15 protein-coding genes are annotated in these 17,767 nt (G+C 62.1%); 3 read left to right on the plus strand and 12 right to left on the minus strand.

The annotated features are described in order from the left end of the window. Positions 1-49: 49 nt before the first annotated feature. From AB4Z53_RS02250 to AB4Z53_RS02270, 5 genes are all read right to left on the minus strand, one after another. Positions 50-1,138 carry an ABC transporter ATP-binding protein gene (locus AB4Z53_RS02250; protein ID WP_441594453.1) on the minus strand — a complete coding sequence of 363 codons (1,089 nt, stop codon included), beginning with the start codon at positions 1,136-1,138 and terminating at the stop codon, positions 50-52. A gap of 57 nt (positions 1,139-1,195) precedes the next feature. Beyond that, positions 1,196-2,848, minus strand: coding sequence for a beta-galactosidase BglA (gene bglA / locus AB4Z53_RS02255; RefSeq protein ID WP_441594455.1), 1,653 nt, complete (start codon positions 2,846-2,848; stop codon positions 1,196-1,198). A 28-nt stretch (positions 2,849-2,876) separates the two neighbouring features. Further along, positions 2,877-4,022, minus strand: coding sequence for a carbohydrate ABC transporter permease (locus AB4Z53_RS02260; protein WP_113536398.1), 1,146 nt, complete (start codon positions 4,020-4,022; stop codon positions 2,877-2,879). 1 nt (position 4,023) lies between these two features. Beyond that, positions 4,024-5,037, minus strand: coding sequence for a carbohydrate ABC transporter permease (locus tag AB4Z53_RS02265; RefSeq protein WP_441594457.1), 1,014 nt, complete (start codon positions 5,035-5,037; stop codon positions 4,024-4,026). 188 nt (positions 5,038-5,225) lie between these two features. Continuing rightward, entirely contained in the window at positions 5,226-6,584 is a 1,359-nt protein-coding gene (locus AB4Z53_RS02270; RefSeq protein ID WP_113536399.1) for an ABC transporter substrate-binding protein, read from the minus strand. A gap of 290 nt (positions 6,585-6,874) precedes the next feature. Between AB4Z53_RS02270 and AB4Z53_RS02275 the strand changes: the two genes are divergently transcribed. Further along, complete coding sequence (locus AB4Z53_RS02275) at positions 6,875-7,906, plus strand: substrate-binding domain-containing protein (RefSeq protein ID WP_223726435.1); 1,032 nt, start codon at positions 6,875-6,877, stop codon at positions 7,904-7,906. 48 nt (positions 7,907-7,954) lie between these two features. On the opposite strand, the gene folD is transcribed toward AB4Z53_RS02275, so the two are convergent. Then, positions 7,955-8,854 (minus strand): bifunctional methylenetetrahydrofolate dehydrogenase/methenyltetrahydrofolate cyclohydrolase FolD, encoded by a 900-nt coding sequence (gene folD / locus AB4Z53_RS02280; RefSeq protein ID WP_441594459.1) that lies wholly within the window; start codon positions 8,852-8,854, stop codon positions 7,955-7,957. Between the two features lie 214 nt (positions 8,855-9,068). Continuing rightward, positions 9,069-11,069, minus strand: coding sequence for a GumC family protein (locus AB4Z53_RS02285; protein ID WP_441594461.1), 2,001 nt, complete (start codon positions 11,067-11,069; stop codon positions 9,069-9,071). Positions 11,070-11,324: 255 nt separating this feature from the next. Between AB4Z53_RS02285 and AB4Z53_RS02290 the strand changes: the two genes are divergently transcribed. Further along, on the plus strand, positions 11,325-12,599 hold the full coding sequence (locus AB4Z53_RS02290; RefSeq protein WP_441594463.1) for a lipopolysaccharide biosynthesis protein: 1,275 nt from the start codon (positions 11,325-11,327) through the stop codon (positions 12,597-12,599). 13 nt (positions 12,600-12,612) lie between these two features. Here the strand turns inward: AB4Z53_RS02290 and AB4Z53_RS02295 are convergent, their stop codons facing one another. Genes AB4Z53_RS02295 through AB4Z53_RS02305 form a run of 3 tightly spaced genes read right to left on the minus strand, consistent with a single transcriptional unit; the run spans position 12,613 to position 15,553 of the window. Then, entirely contained in the window at positions 12,613-13,491 is an 879-nt protein-coding gene (locus AB4Z53_RS02295; RefSeq protein WP_113536753.1) for a DUF6492 family protein, read from the minus strand. A gap of 11 nt (positions 13,492-13,502) precedes the next feature. Continuing rightward, positions 13,503-14,318: a WecB/TagA/CpsF family glycosyltransferase gene (locus AB4Z53_RS02300; RefSeq protein WP_441594465.1), complete on the minus strand. Its 816-nt coding sequence runs from the start codon at positions 14,316-14,318 to the stop codon at positions 13,503-13,505. After that, positions 14,315-15,553, minus strand: a complete 1,239-nt coding sequence (locus AB4Z53_RS02305) for a glycosyltransferase (protein WP_441594467.1) — start codon at positions 15,551-15,553, stop codon at positions 14,315-14,317. Before AB4Z53_RS02305 ends, AB4Z53_RS02300 begins: the two co-directional genes overlap by 4 nt. A 155-nt stretch (positions 15,554-15,708) precedes the next feature. Here AB4Z53_RS02305 and AB4Z53_RS02310 point away from each other — a divergent pair, with 155 nt between their 5' ends. Then, a complete protein-coding gene (locus AB4Z53_RS02310; RefSeq protein WP_441594469.1) occupies positions 15,709-16,698 on the plus strand; it encodes a glycosyltransferase family 2 protein in 990 nt (329 codons plus the stop codon). A 108-nt stretch (positions 16,699-16,806) separates the two neighbouring features. On the opposite strand, the gene AB4Z53_RS02315 is transcribed toward AB4Z53_RS02310, so the two are convergent. Together AB4Z53_RS02315 and AB4Z53_RS02320 are read right to left on the minus strand one after the other, a co-directional pair. After that, the gene (locus AB4Z53_RS02315) at positions 16,807-17,373 is read right to left on the minus strand and encodes a hypothetical protein (RefSeq protein WP_441594471.1); all 567 of its coding nucleotides are present in this window, start codon (positions 17,371-17,373) and stop codon (positions 16,807-16,809) included. Beyond that, on the minus strand, positions 17,373-17,741 hold the full coding sequence (locus AB4Z53_RS02320) for a hypothetical protein (protein WP_441594473.1): 369 nt from the start codon (positions 17,739-17,741) through the stop codon (positions 17,373-17,375). Before AB4Z53_RS02320 ends, AB4Z53_RS02315 begins: the two co-directional genes overlap by 1 nt. Positions 17,742-17,767 lie beyond the last annotated feature (26 nt).

Raw genomic sequence — 17,767 nt, forward strand, 5'->3', positions numbered from 1 at the left:
CCGCCCGATTTTACGGGCGGGTCGAAAAACGTGAGGTCGACGTCGTCACTCAGGTGCGATAGCTGCGGCCTTCGGCATCGAAGAGGTGCAGCTTGGCCTTGTCGGCGGTGAAGCGCACCTTGTCGCCGCGGTGAACCGGCAGGATGCCGGGGATCTTGGCGATGATCGGCTCCTTGTCGACGAGACCCTCGATGTAGAGCAGCGTCACTTCGCCGAGCGCCTCGACGATCGAGACCGTACCTTCGAACAGGAAATCGTCGCCGGTGCTCACCTGCAGATCTTCGGGTCGCACGCCGAAGCTCGCCGTCTTGCCGTTCTGTGATGCGTCGGTCGGGATATCGAGAGTCACGCTCTTGCCGCCAGTCAGCTTCACCGTTGTCTGCGCACCGGTCGCCGTGACCGTCGAGGGAATGATGTTCATCGCCGGCGAGCCGATGAAGCGCGCGACGAACAGATTGGCCGGGCGTTCGTAAAGTTCGAGCGGCGGGCCTACCTGCTCGATATGGCCCTGCGACAGCACCACGATACGGTCGGCGAGCGTCATCGCCTCCACCTGGTCGTGGGTGACGTAGATCATCGTCGTGCCCGCCATCTGTTCGCTGAGCTTGGCGATCTCGATGCGGGTGGCGACACGCAGGGCCGCATCGAGGTTCGACAACGGCTCGTCGAACAGGAAGACCTTGGGGTCACGGCAGATCGCGCGGCCGATGGCGACGCGCTGGCGCTGGCCACCGGACAGAGCCTTGGGCAACCGGTCGAGATATTTGGTGAGCTGCAGGATATCGGCGGCGTTGCGCACGCGACGGTCGATCTCCTCCTTCGTCTCCTTGGCGATCCGCATGCCGAAGGCCATGTTGTCGTAGACCGTCATGTGCGGGTAGAGCGCGTAGGACTGGAACACCATGGCAATGCCGCGCTTCGACGGCGGCACGGTGTTGACGCGCTCGCCATCGATGAACATGTCGCCGCCGGTGATCTCCTCGAGACCCGCGATCATGCGCAGCAGCGTCGACTTTCCGCAGCCGGACGGGCCGACGAAGACGATGAACTCGCCCTGCTTGATGTCGAGATTGATGCCATGAATGACATCGACCGCGCCGTAGGACTTGCGGATATCTTTAAGCAGCAGACCTGTCATTGCACCCTCCCCTTCGATTCTTCCCGTCTGTCCTTGCTCTCATGTTGTTCATCAGAATCATACCAGCCGCGCGAAAAACGCGCCCCAGGCTGAAAGCTTGACCGTTCCAGCCCCGACCTCGGCAACGAAGCCATGCCCCTCCAGCGCGGCAAGCGGTTCATTCGGCAACAGGGCCGCCACTGGCTCGCCGCTCATGTTGAAGAGGCAGAAGATCTTCTCGTTGCCGTAGCTGCGCACGAAGGCGAGAACCGGAGCATCCGTGCTTACGAACTCGATCTCGCCCTTGGCAAACGCCGGATGCGCCTTCCGGAAATGCAGGAAGCGGCGATAGTGTTCGAGGACCGAGGCCTCGTCGCCCTGCTGGATCGACACGGCGCGCTGCAGATGCCCTGCCGGCACCGGCAGCCAAGGTTTGGCGGCGCCGAAGCCGCCATTGACCGCCGCGCCATCCCAAACCATCGGCGTGCGGCAGCCGTCGCGGCCCTTGAAGTCGGGCCAGAACTGGATCCCATAGGGATCCTTCAGATCCTCATAGGCAAGTTCCGCCTCCGTCAGCGCCAGCTCCTCGCCCTGATAGATACAGACCGAGCCGCGTAGCGACATCAACAGGCTTGCGAGGAGCTTCGCATGCGCGTCGCGATCGGCAACACCTTCACTCCAGCGGCTGACATGGCGCACGACGTCGTGGTTGGAGAAGGCCCAGCAGGCCCAGCCTTCGGGCGCAGCCTTTTGGAAATTCCCGAGAACCTCAGCAACGGTCGCCGGCGTCAGCGGATCCGGCGCCAGGAACTCGAACGCGTAGCACATCTGCATCTTGTCGCCGCCGGAGGTGTATTCGCCGGCGATCTCCAGGCCGCGCTGGCTGTCGCCTACCTCGCCGACCGCGGCGATCGCGGGGAATTCGTCCATAACGGCGCGGAAGCGCTTCAGGAATGCCAGGTTCTCCGGCTGATTCTTGTCGTAGAGATGTTCCTGATAGTTGTAGGGGTTCACGGCAGGCGCGGTCTGGGCGTTGCGGCGCTCCGGCGCCAGTGCCGGATTGTCACGCAGCTGCTTGTCATGGAAATAGAAGTTGATGGTGTCGAGGCGGAAGCCGTCAACACCGCGCTCCAGCCAGAAGCGTTCGACGCCGAGAAGCGCTTCCTGAACCTCCGGATTGTGCAGATTGAGGTCCGGCTGCGAGGTCAGGAAGTTGTGCAGGTAATACTGCAGGCGGGTCGGATCCCACGCCCAGGCCGAGCCACCGAAGATCGACAGCCAGTTGTTGGGCGGCGTGCCGTCGGGTTTGGAGTCTGCCCAGACGTACCAATCCGCCTTGGCGTTCGTCCGGCTCGACCGGCTCTCGACGAACCAGGGATGCTGGTCCGAGGTATGCGATAACACCAGATCGATCATCACCCGGATACCGAGGCGGTGCGCCTCAGCTATCACGGCATCGAAATCCGCAAGGCTGCCGAAGATATGGTCGACATCGGTGTAGTTGGAGACGTCGTAACCGAAGTCCTTCATCGGCGAGGTGAAGAACGGCGAAATCCAGATTGCGTCGGCACCGAGGGCGGCGATGTGCGGCAGCCGGGCAACGATGCCCTTCAGGTCGCCGATGCCGTCTTCGTTGGAGTCCTGGTAGGAGCGCGGATAGATCTGGTAGATCACCGCGCCGCGCCACCAGTCCCGGTCCGGTTGCAAGGTGGAGTTGCTCATTTCGGTCATGCCCATTTTCTCTGGTGGTCCTTGATAGTCAGCCGCCCTTGACCGAACCCGCCAGCAAGCCGCGCACGAGATAGCGTTGCAAGCTGAAGAAGACGATCAGCGGAACGATGATGGTAATGAAGGCGGAGGCCGTCAGGATTTCCCAATTGCCGCCGCGTGAACCGAGCAAGTTGACGAGCCGGCCCGTCAGGACCAATTCGTCCGGCCCTGCCCCCAGGAACACGATCGCCACAAGCAGGTCGTTCCAGGTCCAAAGGAACTGGAAAATTGCGAATGAGGCAAGCGCCGGGAAGGACAAGGGCAGGATGATCTTGACGAAGATATCGAAATCGCTGGCGCCATCGACGCGGGCGGATTCCATGATTTCGCGCGGCAGGCCGGCCATGTAGTTGCGCAAGAGATAGATCGCCAGCGGCAGCCCGAAGCCGGTATGCGCCAGCCAGATGCCGACATAGGTCTTGGGCGGCACGCCCAAGATCGTACCGACACCGTTATAGAGCTTCAGCAGCGGGATCAGCGACATCTGCAGCGGCACGACCAGAAGGCCGACGACGACGGCGATCAGGATTGCCCGACCGGGGAACGGCATCCAGGCAAGCGCATAGGCCGCGAAGGCGGCGATCATGATCGGAATGATCGTCGCCGGCACCGCGACGGTCAGCGAGTTGATGAAGGACCGGCCAATGTTTTCGGCCCCCAGAACCTCAGCATAGTTGTCGAAGGTGAAGCGCGGCGGCGACGAGGCCGTGATGAAGACGCGCTGGCCGCGGCTTCCTTCCATCTTCTTGTCCGAGACGATCTCGAAATTGCCGTCCGCCTGAACCGTCAGTTTTTCGCCGTCGTTGAGTTCGGCGGTTTCACCGGCCTTGAACGCCGTCGGCTCACGGCTGTTGAAGCCGAAGGCGGAAATCTGCCCCGCCTCCCCTTCGAGCAGATTGCCGGCGATCACGAACTTGCCGTCGCGCTCGACCTGGCTCTCAGGACCGGGCGCCCGGACGACGATGTTCTGCGACGATGTCGAGAGCGCCGTCCACCAGCCGGAAACGGCGAGTTGGTCCTTGTCGCGCAGTGACGAGATCAACAAGCCGGCGGTCGGCAGGGTCCAGAGCGCCACGATCAAAAGGACCGAGAGGTGGACAACCCACATGAGGGGGGAGCGTGTCGCTGGATTCATCTCAGTGCCCCTTCATTTCCTTGGCCGCATTGCGGATGTTCCAGACCATGATCGGAATGACGAGGATCATGATGACGACGGCGATCGCCGCCCCTCGACCGAAGTCTCCGCCCCCGCGGAACATCCAGTCGAACATGAGGTTGGCGAGCACCTGGCTCTGCCATTGGCCGTTGGTCATGGCGAGAACGATATCGAAGACCTTCAGCACAAGAATGGTGATGGTCGTCCAGACGACGGCGATCGTGCCCCAGATCTGCGGCACCATGATCTTGAAGAAAATCTGCCAGCCATTGGCGCCGTCAATGACGGCCGCCTCGATCGTTTCTTCGGGAATGCCCCGCAGCGCCGCAGAAAGAATGACCATGGCGAAACCCGTCTGGATCCAGACAAGGATCGCCATCAGGAAGAAATTGTTCCAGAAAGGCAGCGTGATCCAGGCCTGCGGATCACCGCCGAAGGCAACCACGATCCCGTTCAGCAGACCGATCTGATCCGCTCCTTCGGGTCGAAAATCGTAGATGAACTTCCAGATAACCGCGGCGCCGACGAACGAGATCGCCATCGGCATAAAGATCAGCGTCTTGGCGATGTTGCCCCACCAGATGCGATCGGTGAGTGCGGCAATGATCAGACCGAAGAAGGTGGCCAGCGCCGGGACGACCAGCAGCCAGAGAAAATTGTTGTAGATCGACTGGCGAAACTCGCCGTCGTTGACCATCCAGGTGTAGTTGCTGACACCGACGAAGTTCTGGCCCGCCCGATCATGGACGCTGTACCAGAGCGACATGAAGACGGGATAGATGAGGTAGACCGTCAGCGCCAGCAGTGCCGGGCCCAGAAACAAYCACGGACGGATAGCGTTGGTAATACGCAGGTTTCTTGCGGCGACGGCGCCGGACTTCCCTTTCGACGGGAAGATCAAGTCGAGAATGAAACTGGTTCCCCAGAAATAGGCGGCACAGGCGATTACCCCGCCCAACATGAACCCTGCAGCTTTCACAAGCTGAAACAACATGACATGTCCCTCCCCCTCGGTGCACGGTCGCGTGCAGGGCTGGCGATTGTCGCCGTTCTCCTTGGGGCCCACCGCCTCATGGAGAGCGGGAAGCGAACAGAAAACCGCATGCGCTTTTCCGCTCCCCGCTCTGGCATGGAGCCCGTATCGGCAACGGGCGGCATGTCTGCCGCCCGTCATCGTTCCTGTTACTTGATGGCGTCCCAGGCCTTCTGCACGCCGTCGGCAACGTCGGCCGACGACTTGCCGCCGACGAAATCGACCATGCCGGTCCAGAACGCACCCGCGCCGATCTTGCCCGGCATCAGGTCCGAACCGTCGAAGCGGAAGGTGGTGGCGTTCAAGAGGATCTCGCCCTGCTTCTTCAGCGGCGGATTGCCGTAGGTGTCGACATTGACGCTCTTGTAGGGTGTCAGGAAGCTCGTCTGCGCCATCCAGACTTCATGCGCGATCGGCGTCTTCAGGAATTCGATGAAGGCGCGCGCCGCCGGCGAATCCTTGGTGATCATGGCCAGCGTACCGGCACCGAGCACCGGGTTGCCGAGCTCCTTCTTGCTCTCGTAAGGCGGCATGTAGAAGAAGTCCGCGTCCTCGCCGATCACCGTGCCCTCCGGGAAGAAGGACGGGATGAAGGATGCCTGGTGGTGCAGGTAGCACTTAGGCGGCGAGGCAAAGAGGCCCTTCGGGCTGTCGCGGAAGTCGGTCGAGGCAACGGCCGCAGCGCCGCCATCGACGAACTTGTCGTTCTTGGCGAACCAGCCGAACTCGTCGAGCGCGCCGACAACGGCCGGATCGGTGAACGGGATCTCGTTCTTGACCCACTTGTCGTAGACGTCAGCCGGCTGCGTGCGCAGCATCAGGTCTTCCACCCAGTCGGTTGCCGGCCAGCCGGTCGCACCGCCAGAGCCGAGCCCGATGCACCAGGGCTTGCCGCCGTCGGCAGCGATCTTCTCGGTCAGCGCCTTCAGCTCTTCCATGGTCTTCGGCACTTCGTAGCCGGCGTCCTCGAAGTTTTCCGGCACGTACCAGACGAGCGACTTCACGTCGATCTTGTAGGGGAAGGCAAAGAGCGCGGCCTTGCCGTCCTTGTCCTTGTAGGTCGACAGATCGACCCAGGACTGGCCGGCGGCGTAGTTGTCGAGCAGCCACTTCTGGGTCTCGTCGCCAAGCGGCGTCAGGTAACCCTTGGAGGCGAGATCGGCGATCAGACCCGGCTGCGGCAGGATCGAGATTTCGGAGGGGCTTCCGGCCTGGGTGTCGATGACGATCTGCTGCTCGTAGTTTTCCGAAGACGAGTACTTGATCTCGGCGCCCGTCGCTTCAGTGAAGTAGGCGTAGACGCTCTTGAACAGCGCCTCATCCTCGCCGCGCCACGGACCGAAGATGGTCAGCGTCTGGCCCTTGAGGTCGTGCCCCTTCTTGAATTCTTCGAAGCTTGCCCAGTTGAACTTCTTATCTTCACCCGGCTTGAACTTGAGGTCCGCGGCGCCGGCAGCACCTGCAATGAGGGCAAACGCCGCCACGCCCAACAGCAATGATCTCTTCACGTCCTTCTCCTCCCAAGATGAACCCGGATCCCGCCGGGCAGACGACAACGCGCAAAAATTCAAAGCGCTTTGAGTTCGCTAACAAACCATTGCGACACGCGAGGAGTCAAGAGCTTTCCCGCCACCGTCCCAACCGCGACAGTTTTGTGCTCTGCGGTAACATTTTGCACCGCGCAATGGTTGAATTCCGCTTTGTTGCTCGAAAAACGGATGCTACACAAACCCGAGGCGCTGGGACAAACACCTAAAATCAAACGGGCACCCAAAGCGCTTTGGGAGGAAACTTGACCATGGCGGTCAATCTCAAGCAACTTGCGGAACTACTCGGCCTGTCACAGACGACGGTCAGCCGGGCGCTGAACGGCTATCCGGAAGTGAATGCCGAGACCCGCCAACGCGTGCTTCAGGCCGTACGCGATACCGGCTACAGGCCAAACCGCGCCGCCCAGCGGCTGGCCACCGGCAAGGCCTACTCCATCGGCATGGTGATGCCGATTGCGCCCGGCATCGATTCCGACGTGCATTTCGGCGAATTCCTGGCGGGCCTTGCAGAAGAAGCAGTCAAGCACGACTTCCATTTCGTGCTCAATCCGAGCGCGCCGGAGGACGAGGAAGTGACGTTCCGGCGGCTTGCGGCAAGCGGCAATGTCGATGCCCTGTTCCTTGCCTACATGCGCGCCAATGACCCGCGCATCGCCATGCTGAAATCGCTGTCGATCCCCTTTCTCGTGCACGGGCGCTCCATCGGCGAAAGTCGGGACTATCCCTTCCTCGATATCGACAACACCGCCGCGTTCTATGATGCGGCACGGCTCCTCATTCAGCTCGGGCATCAGCGGATCGCGCTGATCAACGGACCGGAATATCTGACTTTTTCCATCCGCCGCCAAAAGGGAATGCTCCGGGCCCTCGCCGAACACGGCCTCACGCCCGACGAGGGCCTGGTCCAGCACTCACTGATGACGGACGAGCACGGCTACCGCAGCATGCAGCGCTTCCTGCAGCATGCGCAGCCGCCGACGGCAGTGCTCTGCTCCAGTACGGTGCTGGCGCTCGGTGCGGTCCGGGCGATCAATCAGGCAGGATTGAAGATCGGCGAGGATATCTCGCTCATCGCGCATGACGACGTGCTGCCGATGCTGAAGCCCGAGAATTTCAGCGTGCCGCTGACGACGACGCGCTCATCGCTTCGGGCGGCCGGCGCCCGGATCGCCACACGACTGATCGGCGGCATCCTGAAGCGTGGCGACTATCCGGAACAGGAACTCTGGCGCGCCGAACTGATCGTACGTGCGTCGACCGGACCCGCCCCGCAAAAATGAAAACGCGCCGCAATCGCGACGCGTCTCCTCATTCCCGCTCAAGCGGGATCAGAAGTGGGGCGGCTTGCGGCCGGCCTTGCGATGAGCGGCAATCACGGTGTTGGCCATCAGCATGGCGATCGTCATCGGGCCAACACCACCCGGGACCGGGGTGATGACACCTGCGACATCGGCGGCCTCGGCGAAAGCGACGTCGCCAACCAGCTTGGACTTGCCCTCACCCTTCTCCAGGGCCGGCACGCGGTTGATGCCGACGTCGATCACCGTCGCGCCGGGCTTCACCCAATCGGCCTTCACCATCTCCGGACGGCCGACGGCGGCCACGAGAATATCGGCGTTGCGGCAGACGGCGGCCAGATCCCTGGTGCGCGAATGCGCCGTCGTAACCGTCGCATTGGCAGCGAGCAGCAAAGCCGACATCGGTTTGCCGAAGAGGTTCGACCGGCCGATGACGACTGCGTTCAGTCCCGACAGATCCTCGCCGTGGGTCTGGCGCACGAAGACCATAGCGCCGGCCGGCGTGCACGAGACGAGACCGCCTTCGAGATCACCGGTCGCCAGCTTGCCGGCATTGACGACGTGCAGGCCATCGACGTCCTTTTCCGGCAGGATCGACTGGATGATCGGCTCGGAATTCAGATGCTTCGGCAACGGAAGCTGTACGAGAATGCCGTGAATGGAGGGATCCGCATTGAGCTTTGCGACCAGCGAGGCGAGCTCTTCCTGTGTGGTTGCTTCCGGCAACGTGTGCTGAATCGACAGGAACCCGCACTCCTTGGCCATCTTGCTCTTGGAGGAAACATAGGCGTGGCTTGCCGGATCGTCGCCGACGATCACCACCGCGAGGCCCGCGCGGACACCGGCATCCGTCTCGAGTGCCTTGGTCGCTGCCTTCACAGTATCGATCACCGAAGCGGCGACTTTTTTGCCATCAATCACAGTCGTCACGGCATGTTCCTCCTGGCTTCCTGTTCACGCGGCACACTCTAGTTCGCCCGGGAAAAGGCGATGGCCTCAAAGCGCCCTATGCTGTTCCAAACGCATAAATGCAAGAGGCGCCGACAAGGTTGACGAAGTTTCGCTGCGCTATGCAGGATTTCCTCTCACAGCTGAGAGGTGAAGAAGGCTTCACTCAAAATCGTGAGAGAGCGATGGCGATAGCCTAGCCGCGCGCCAGCTTCTGACGCGAGTAATGCTCGACGCGGGACCTCAGCGCCCGAAGATCTTCCTGCACCTTGGCGATGTCGCTATCGTTTTCCGGTTCCGCATGGGGCAGAGGGTGCCGGAGCGACGAACCCGCCAACTCGCCGCGGCGGGCGGCGGCGTAAGCGGCCGTCAGCGATTGAGCATGATGCGCCGCCGGGCTGAACGGCGGCGGAAGGTCGGCCTTGGCCGGAGCAGAATCGGTCTGCGGCTGTTTGCGCTGCGGGGGTTTGGGGTCACCCTCGGGCTGCGGCGGTTCCGGATCCTGATCGCGCTGCAGCCCCGCACCAGGATCGGCAAACAGCCCGCGCATGCTGCGGTAGACGCCGAGCAGGACGCCGAGGCCGAAGCCGGCGAAGAACCCGGCCATGGTAGCGGCAATCACGATGATCTTGCGGGAGGGCCCCTTTGCCTGCAGCGCTGGCTCGGCCTTGGAGATCACCCGGATGTTCTTGGCCGTCAGCTTTTCCTCTTCGCGCGTTTCGCCGGCGCGCTTTAGGAAGGATTCGTATATTTCGCGCGTTGCCGCGGCTTTCCGCTGCAGCTCACGCAATTCGACGAATTCGGCGGAGGTATCGATCTGCCGCGCTTTTTGCACCGCAAGCTGCTGCAGCAAGTCCTGCTCGGTGCGCTGGGCGCGATCAAGCTCGGTGCCGGCCGCAGCGGCAATTCTGCGCAGTTCATTGGCGATTTCGGAGCGCGAGGACTCCAGCGCCTGCTGGGCTGCGATCCGCTGCGGATGGCGTGGCCCGAGGCTCGCGTCAAGCGCGCTCAGCTGCGCTTTGGTCGCTGCAAATTGCTTGCGCAGTTCGGACAGCGCCAGCGAGTTGATTTCCTCAGGATAGGCCCCGGTCAAAACGTCGTTCAACTGCACCTTGCCGGAGGCTTCCGCTTTCGCTTTTGCTTCGGCGATGCGGTTGCGGACGGCGGCCACCTGGTCGCTGAGACTCAGAAGCTGTTTGTCGGCAATCAACTCGCCGCCGGCGCCGACGATGTCGTAACTCGCCTTATAGTCCTCGACCGCCTTCTCGGCCGCGTCGAGCTCGGCCTTCAATTCCTTGATGCGGGCGTCAAGCGCTACCGTCGTCTTCTGGAAGAAGCCGGATTGTGCTGCGGTTTCTTCTCCGAGGAAGGTTTCGACCAGCCGGTTGGTGATGAGTGCCGATTTCTCCGGATCGCGCGTCTGCGCTTCGACCGTGACGATGAAGGTCTTCGGGTCGCGCCAGACCTGGATGGCCTCGCTCAGCTTCTTCAGCACGCGGGCGGACGCGTCGCCGCCAGCCCTGCCGGCAAATTCCGGATCCTTCTCGAGGTCCAGACCCGCCGCAACCTTCTCCATCACGGTGCGCGAACGCAGCACTTCGAGCTGGCTGTCGACGAGCGCGAGAATGCCTTCGGTCGCAAGCGACTGTTTCGACAGATCGGAATCCGTCAGCCGCACCTCGCGCGGATCGACATAGAGCTTGCTTTCGGCGACGTAGATGCTGGGTGTCGAAAGCGCGATGAGAACGCCGCCCACGGCGCCGAGCGCAGTCGTCGCGATGATGATCTTGCGGAGCTGCCAGACCGAACGCAGGACGATCTTGATATCGACGAGGGGACGATCGCTCGAATTCCCGGCGGCCGACGTGGATGCTGCCTGGGCATCGTCCGATTGGCCATCGGCCAACCAGCGCATCAGCCTGTCGCCCGTGCCGCTCAGGGTGCGACGAGGCCTGGTCGTTCCCTTGGTTTCCTTTGCCGTTTGGCCGCCGATTTGCGGCTGCGCTGCGGCGCGTGCGCCGGTACGGCCAGCCGACCCTGCCGCCGCGGACGGGCGATTGAGCAAAGAGGAATTGGTCGCAGAAGCGCCGGCTGCGCGAGTTTTTTTTGCGCGCGCGGAACCGCGCGTGTCCTCGGCTACGAAATCGAGCAACGATGCACGCGGAACCGGGCGTTTCTCGTCGTCGATGTTGAACATGACTGATCCCGCGGCTGCCGAAACGGCGAATTCCGAATAGTGAAGCCAACCTAAGGAAACATGGAAAACAAATAGTTAACTTCCGTGCGCGCATGCATGCAAACGCACCGATCTCATGCCTTATTAAGCTTTCCCGTCTATGAGGTAAGGCAAGAGCAATTCCTGCGGAATGGGTAGCATGCCCTGCGCTTGGAACCGCGTGAAAACAAGGAGATAGAGCGCTTCCGTCGGCCTCGAAGGAAAACGCCTATCGGGATGCCGGCCGTGCCTCATCGCGTCAAAGCGCTTTATCTCCGCCACCAGGCGCTGATCCACGCCTACCTCTCCATGACCGGAGGTTCGGCAGGGCGGCTCGTGCTGTCGCTCGTCTATTTCATCGCCGTCGCAAACACGCTTGCCATCGCCGACTTCGGATTGTTCGCCACAGCATCGGCCGCCGGCATCATGATCTCGCGTGTGCTCGCCTTCGGCTTCATGTCGCCGCTCTATCGGGTCGCGACTGTGAAACCCCTGCTGGTCGGGACTTACAGTGCCGGCTTTCTGGTCGGCGCGGTGCTGTCGCTGCCGTTGATCGCCGTCATCTGCGCCGTCACCTTCATCGTGCTCTTTTCCCGGGACATGACGGCGAGCGCATTTTCTGCCTTCATGCTGGCTGAAATCATCTGCTGGCGCGGATTGGAAACCGCCGTCATCGTGCTCAACGGCCTAGGTCGTTTCGGGCGCGGAGCGCTGCTCGTGGTCATCGGCACAGCGATCCGTACCGGCGCGGCGCTGCTCTTTGCACTTCTATCCTTAAAGACGCTCGAGGCCTGGTCCTACTTCTACCTGGTTGCAAATGCACTCGGCCTCATCGTCGCGCTCTACTGGTTCTACCCCCGTGTCCGCCTGCGCTGGCAGCCCCGGCTCTACTACCGGCGCTGGGCGGATTCCGTATCCGTCGCCGGTGCCGAGGTGCTGTTCTACATCCAGTCGGAGTTCGACAAGATCGCGGTGCTTGCCATCGGCGGCCCGGCGGTCTCCGGCCTCTATGCCATCCTGATGCGGCTGGCGGACCTGACCGCGCTGCCGGTGCGATCGTTCAACACGCTGCTCGTCCAGCGCATCATGCGCACACCCGGGTCGATCGCGCGCTGGCGCACCAGATTGTCGATCGAGCTGCTGGTCGCACTAGCCTCGTTCGCAGCCATCGCCGCGATGGCTGCCTACCTCTGGATCTTCCCGAACGGCCTTGGACGCAACGTTTCGGCGGCCGCCCCGATCGTCGCGATGATCCTTCTCGTTCCCTCGTTCCGCAACCTGATCGAGTACCACTCCGAGCTGCTCTATGCGACGGGACGGACGGTGCGGCGCATGCTCAACCTTTTGATTGCCGGCGTGTTCAAGGTGGGGCTGCTGGTGCTGTTGCTGCGCACAACGACGGATGTCGCCGCATGGGCACCTTCGCTCAACGCGATCTTCTTCGCGCTCTACACTCTGTCTTTCGTGCTGACCTATACGGCCCTGAGAAAGCCCGCCGAACGCGTCATCTGACGATGGCCGGCCCTCAGGCGGCGAGTTCGACGATCGCCCGCCGGATGTCGTCGAGGTCGTGGCCGACGAAGGACTGCACGCCGATGCCGATCTGATGGGGCTCCATATCCCTCAGGAAGTCCCTGAGGCCGGAAAGATCCTGCCTGTAACTGTCTTCGAACCAGAGCACGTGGCAGAGCGCCGCCTCGGAAGGAACATGCCCCTCCCCGCCGAGAACCTCATCGACGAAACGGCCATAGATCGTGCATTCGGAGAAGGCGCGCGTGCGTGTGATTGCCCGCGCCCAATTCCGGCCGTGCTGCGCTTCGATGTGATCCAGCAGCTTCCGGCAGCTGTCCGTGCGCCAGGCGATCAGCGTGTTGATGTAGTCGTTGGCCGGCAGGCGATAGGGGCCGATGCCGAGAAGCCGGTCGGAATGGGCGAGCCATTCGAGGTGGTTGGAGCGCATCTGCGCGTCGATCGCGCCGTCCTTGCGGTAGAGCGTCAGCCGCTCTCCCTGCCACAGACTGGCAGGATCGAAGACGCGCAGGAAGACGACATCGGAGTCGACCGCGAACATTGCGGCCTCATCGATGTGCCGCGCGAGCGCCAGGCGCCGAAGCTGCTGTGCATGCCAGCCGCGGAGCGGCAGACCGAAGGGGCTGAGCCACACCTTTCTGCGACCGGCCGACAGCGGATCCGTAATCGGATGCAGCCACCAGGGAAGAAGGTCGCGCTCGCTGACGACCACGCGCCGCGATCCCTCCAGCTGACGGAAGAGCGCAACGTCGAAATCGGCGACCAGCAGATAGTGCTTCCAGTCGCCCTGAAGCTTGCGGTCCATGCTTTCGCACATGAGCCGGCAGCGTTCGAAATCGTTGGCATAGGATGCCGTGACAACTGCAGTGCGCATCGTCTGACCGTTCACGATGTTCCCGTCCGAAGGCTGGTGTCGGCGATCGCCTCGCGCGAACGTCCCGACAGTTTGTGCCAGAGCACATGGCACAGGAAAAGCGGGTTTCCGAGCACGTAGCGGCGCCACATGCGCCGTGGTTCCATCGCCAGGCGGAAGAACCACTCCAACCGCAGCCGGCGCAGGAACTTCGGCGCCCGCGGAAACTCCTCGGCGACGAAGTCGAAGAGTGCGCCGACAGTGATGACGAGCCGAGCATCCTGGGGGCCGACATGGGCATCGACCCATTTCTCCTGGCCCGGACTGCCCATGGCAACCAAAAGGATATCGGCCTTCAACGCGCGGACTTCAGCGAGAACCTCCCGGGATTGTTCCCGGTCGAAAAAACCATCCGAAACCGGCAGGAACTCGTGCCACGGCGCATGCTCGCGAAAATTCTCGGCGGCACGCGCGAGTACCTTGGGCCGCGCGCCGATCATCGCGATGCGCAGCGGCCTTTCAACATAGGTCAGCAGTGCCGGCACGAAGTCCGTGCCATTGAGATTGGCAGGAAACATGCGCCCATAAAAAAGATAGGAGGCAATATCGACGCCATGCCCATCCGGAAAGACGACCTGGCGCGCCAGCGCCGCACGGTATTCACCGTCGCGCATCATCAGGTTGGCATTGTTGGCATTGAGGAAGGCAAGGATCGTTTGCCCGCCTGGCCGCGAAAGCGCCTCGGCAGCAAAGGCGAAAGCCTTTGCCCAGCCGAGATCGACCACGGGCATTCCGAGGATCAGACGTCGCGACAGAGGGACGTTGTTTGCGGCAACGGCCTTGCTCACGACCGTCCCCCTTCATGGATCGTCAAATCCGGCGGCGGTGACGGCCCCTCTGCCACGCTCGCCGGCGCAAAGCCCGCCAGCACGTTGCGCATCACCCGCATCAGCCGCACTTTCTGGGCGCGATGGAAGGCCGAGCCGTCTAGCCTTTGACGGTCGCCGGCGCGCACCTTTGCGACCTTTTCGACCAAAAGGCGTGCAATTTCCGCGGGGTCGTCGGCAGCGGAGCAATTGTCGGGAATGGCTTCGATGCCGCGCAACGACGCCTGTGTCGCCACGCAGGGCATGCCGAGCTCAAAGGTCTCGAGGCTCTTCAGCTGCACGCCGGTGCCGCCGCGGCTGATCAGCGGGATGATCGCACTTTGCGCAACGAAAGCGCGCGCGTCCGGTACCCGCCCGACGAAGCGGACGCCGGGATGGGAGACCGTTGGCATCCCGTCCATCTGACCGGCGATCGCGATCGTCATGTCCTCCGGCAGATGTGGAACGACCTCTGTGAGGAACCAGTCGAGGCCCAGCCTGTTCGGCCGCCAGCTCCACGTGCCGATCAGCCCGAGATCGTGGCGGAGGTCCTGGTCATGGTCGCCGGTCGGGGCCACCGGCGCGTCCCAACCCGTGACCAGCGGCAGCACGAAGGCCCGCTCACTGACGGCGCGGCCGAAACCGAAACGATCCGCTTCGGCGAAGGTCCAGACGGCTACCGCATTCTGCGCCAGGTGCTGTTCGTAGTATTCGAGATATTGCGCTTCACGCCGGAAGAGGAAGCGCTCAAGGGTGCCATTTGCCCGCTCTGCACTCTCGAAGGCGGAATCTGCTTCGACATTGTGGGCAACATAGACCGACGGATAGGGCCTGAAGACCTGCGCGAAGGCGGCCGGCAATTGCACCGAGTTGAGCACCAGCCCATCGAACGGGGCAAGGCTGTCGAGGATCGACTGGATCCGGTTCGCTCTTGCCGTAAGCATCTTGCCGGATGAAACCGACGTGCGGTTGAGGAAAGCGGTCCCGAGCCAGCGCAGCTTCTGGAGCGTACCGACCTTCGCGTTGGTGACCTCGAGCTCGCCGAGCAGATGCATCTCGCAATCGAGCGCCGGCGTACGTCCGGGCTGGAGAAAACCTATCACGCTGACCCGGTGGCCGAGTGCGCGCAAGCCGTCGAGCACGGCCCGGTTGGCGATGTCGAAGCCGGACGCCGGATTGGCGACGGGAACGAGCGAGGAAACCAGGACAAGATGCATTTTGCCACACGTCATGAATGGAGCTGGCCCCCTCTTTAACAGCATGGGGTGAAAGAGCACTTAAAGCCCCCTTTCAAAATCTGCCGTCCGGGTTCAGCATCTGTTTAGGAAGATTTGTTGTATTGCGCGTCAATTTTGCTTGCACAGGTTTCGCCATGACGTCGACCGGCCAGGATATTTCCGTCTACTTCCGGACAGAACTGGAAGATGCCGGCGACATCGACCTCGTCGTCGTGCTGCCGACGTTCCGTCGGCCGGAGCATGTCGTCAAGACGCTGAAAACCATTGTTTCCCAAAGGCCTGACATCTCATTCGCCACGGTTGTCGTGGAGAATGACAACGAGGGACTGGCCGGCGCTCAGGCCGCCAAGGACTTCTTCCTGGGTCATCCATCGGAATCGATCGTCATCGTCGCGCATCAACGTGGCAACTGCCATGCCTACAATGCCGGCTGGTCGATGGCGCTCGAAACCTATCCAAACCTCAAGGCAATCGCGATCATCGACGACGACGAGGTCGCAGCCCCCGAATGGCTCGATTGCCTCATCACGGTACAGGAAACGACCGGTGCCGACATGGTCGGCGGGCCGCAGCTCCCGGTCTTCGAGGGCGACGGCGGGCAGAAATGGAAACGCCATCCGGTCTTTACGCCTCATTATGACACGACGGGACCCGTGCCTATCCTTTATTCCTCCGGCAATGTGCTCGTTAGCCGATCGGTGCTCGACGCGATGCCGCAGCCGTTCCTGGACCCGGCATTCAACTTCATCGGCGGCGGCGATGCGGATTTCTACAGCCGCAGCAAGGAACAGGGGTTCTGTTTTGCCTGGGCAGCGGATGCCTGGGTCGCCGAGACAGTGCCGGCGCGCCGCACCAGCGCATCCTGGATCCGGGCTCGGAGCCTGCGCAACGGCGCAATCTCGACGATGCTGGAGCATCGACGCGACCCGAGCTTCGGCGGGCGGATGAGGACCTTCGGCAAATCGCTGGCGCTGCTCGGTGCGTCGATCCCGCGCGGCATCGAACTGTGGAGCAAGAGCGGGCTGGCAAGCGCCGGGCTTTACCACTTCTACGTGGCGATCGGCCGGTTGATGGCTGAGTTCGGCCTCGTCAACGAACAGTACCGCACGCCTGAGAAAAACTGACGGCGGCGGGCGTTCCGAAAAGCGCGTTTCCGTCCAGAATTGCGTGACGTCAAGTTGAGATGATCGAATGCGGGAAGCGAGCGGAGAGGCGCTCGCTTCTTTATCCGGTCAGTGCGAGCTGCTTGCCTTGACGGCGCCTTCCGGCAGTTTGTCGCTGGCGACATTGCCGTTCTTGTCGACGATCGGAACCGGCTTCTGGCGTGGCACGTTCTGGCTGTTGGCGACGCGCTTGACGTCATCCTTGGTGAGGTATTCCAGCTGCTCGACGAGCACCTCGGTAATCACCTCTCCGCCGAGCTTCTTGTTCAGGCCATCCTTCACCGTGGTCTTGAAGGTTGGCAGATCGAAGGTGCCGGTATCGGCAACATCGATGAACCTGGAGCCGACGAGCAGATCATAAAGCTCGTCGGTAACCATCTGGCGGAGCGGCGCACGAAGGTTGTTGATCCCCTCCTTGGTCGCGGAGAAGGAGAGCTTCGTGAGGAAATAGCCCTGAACGGAGCCTTCGTTGATCACCGGAATGGTGATCATCTCACCGGGAACATATTGCTCCGATGCGCGCCGGGCAGCCTCGCCGTCCGGGACGGCGGGCGCCGAAGCGCTTTGCATCGAGAAATAGACGGATCCGAGCGTAACCGCGCAAACCCAGACCCCGGTGAGAATGAGCTTCAGCATCAGAAATCGCTATAGCGGAACTGCGCTTCGGAATAGATGCCGTCAGCATCGGCATCCTGTGCGGCCGTCTTCAGGAGATCGACGACGGAGCGTACCGCTTCGAGATGGGCTTCCACCTTCTGCGAGTTGATCGCGAGCTTGTCACGCAGATGACGTGCGTGCGAGGAGAACGTCGCCGACGGCTCGCCCGGCTGCATGTCGCGATGCAACATCGTCAGTTCGTAGAGGCAACGGCTCTTGTGTGCGTTCGACGTCTTGATATCGAATTCCGGGTCGGTACCGATGCGGCTGTTCTCGTTGTCGAGGATCATTTCCAGTCGCCCGAGCACGTTCTGGATCCGGACGTCATTGGATGCCACAGCTTCCATCAATCAACTCCCAATTGGATCACGGC

The sequence above is a fragment of the Ensifer sp. 2TAB8 genome (genome assembly GCF_052115125.1).
Classification (GTDB): domain Bacteria; phylum Pseudomonadota; class Alphaproteobacteria; order Rhizobiales; family Rhizobiaceae; genus Ensifer.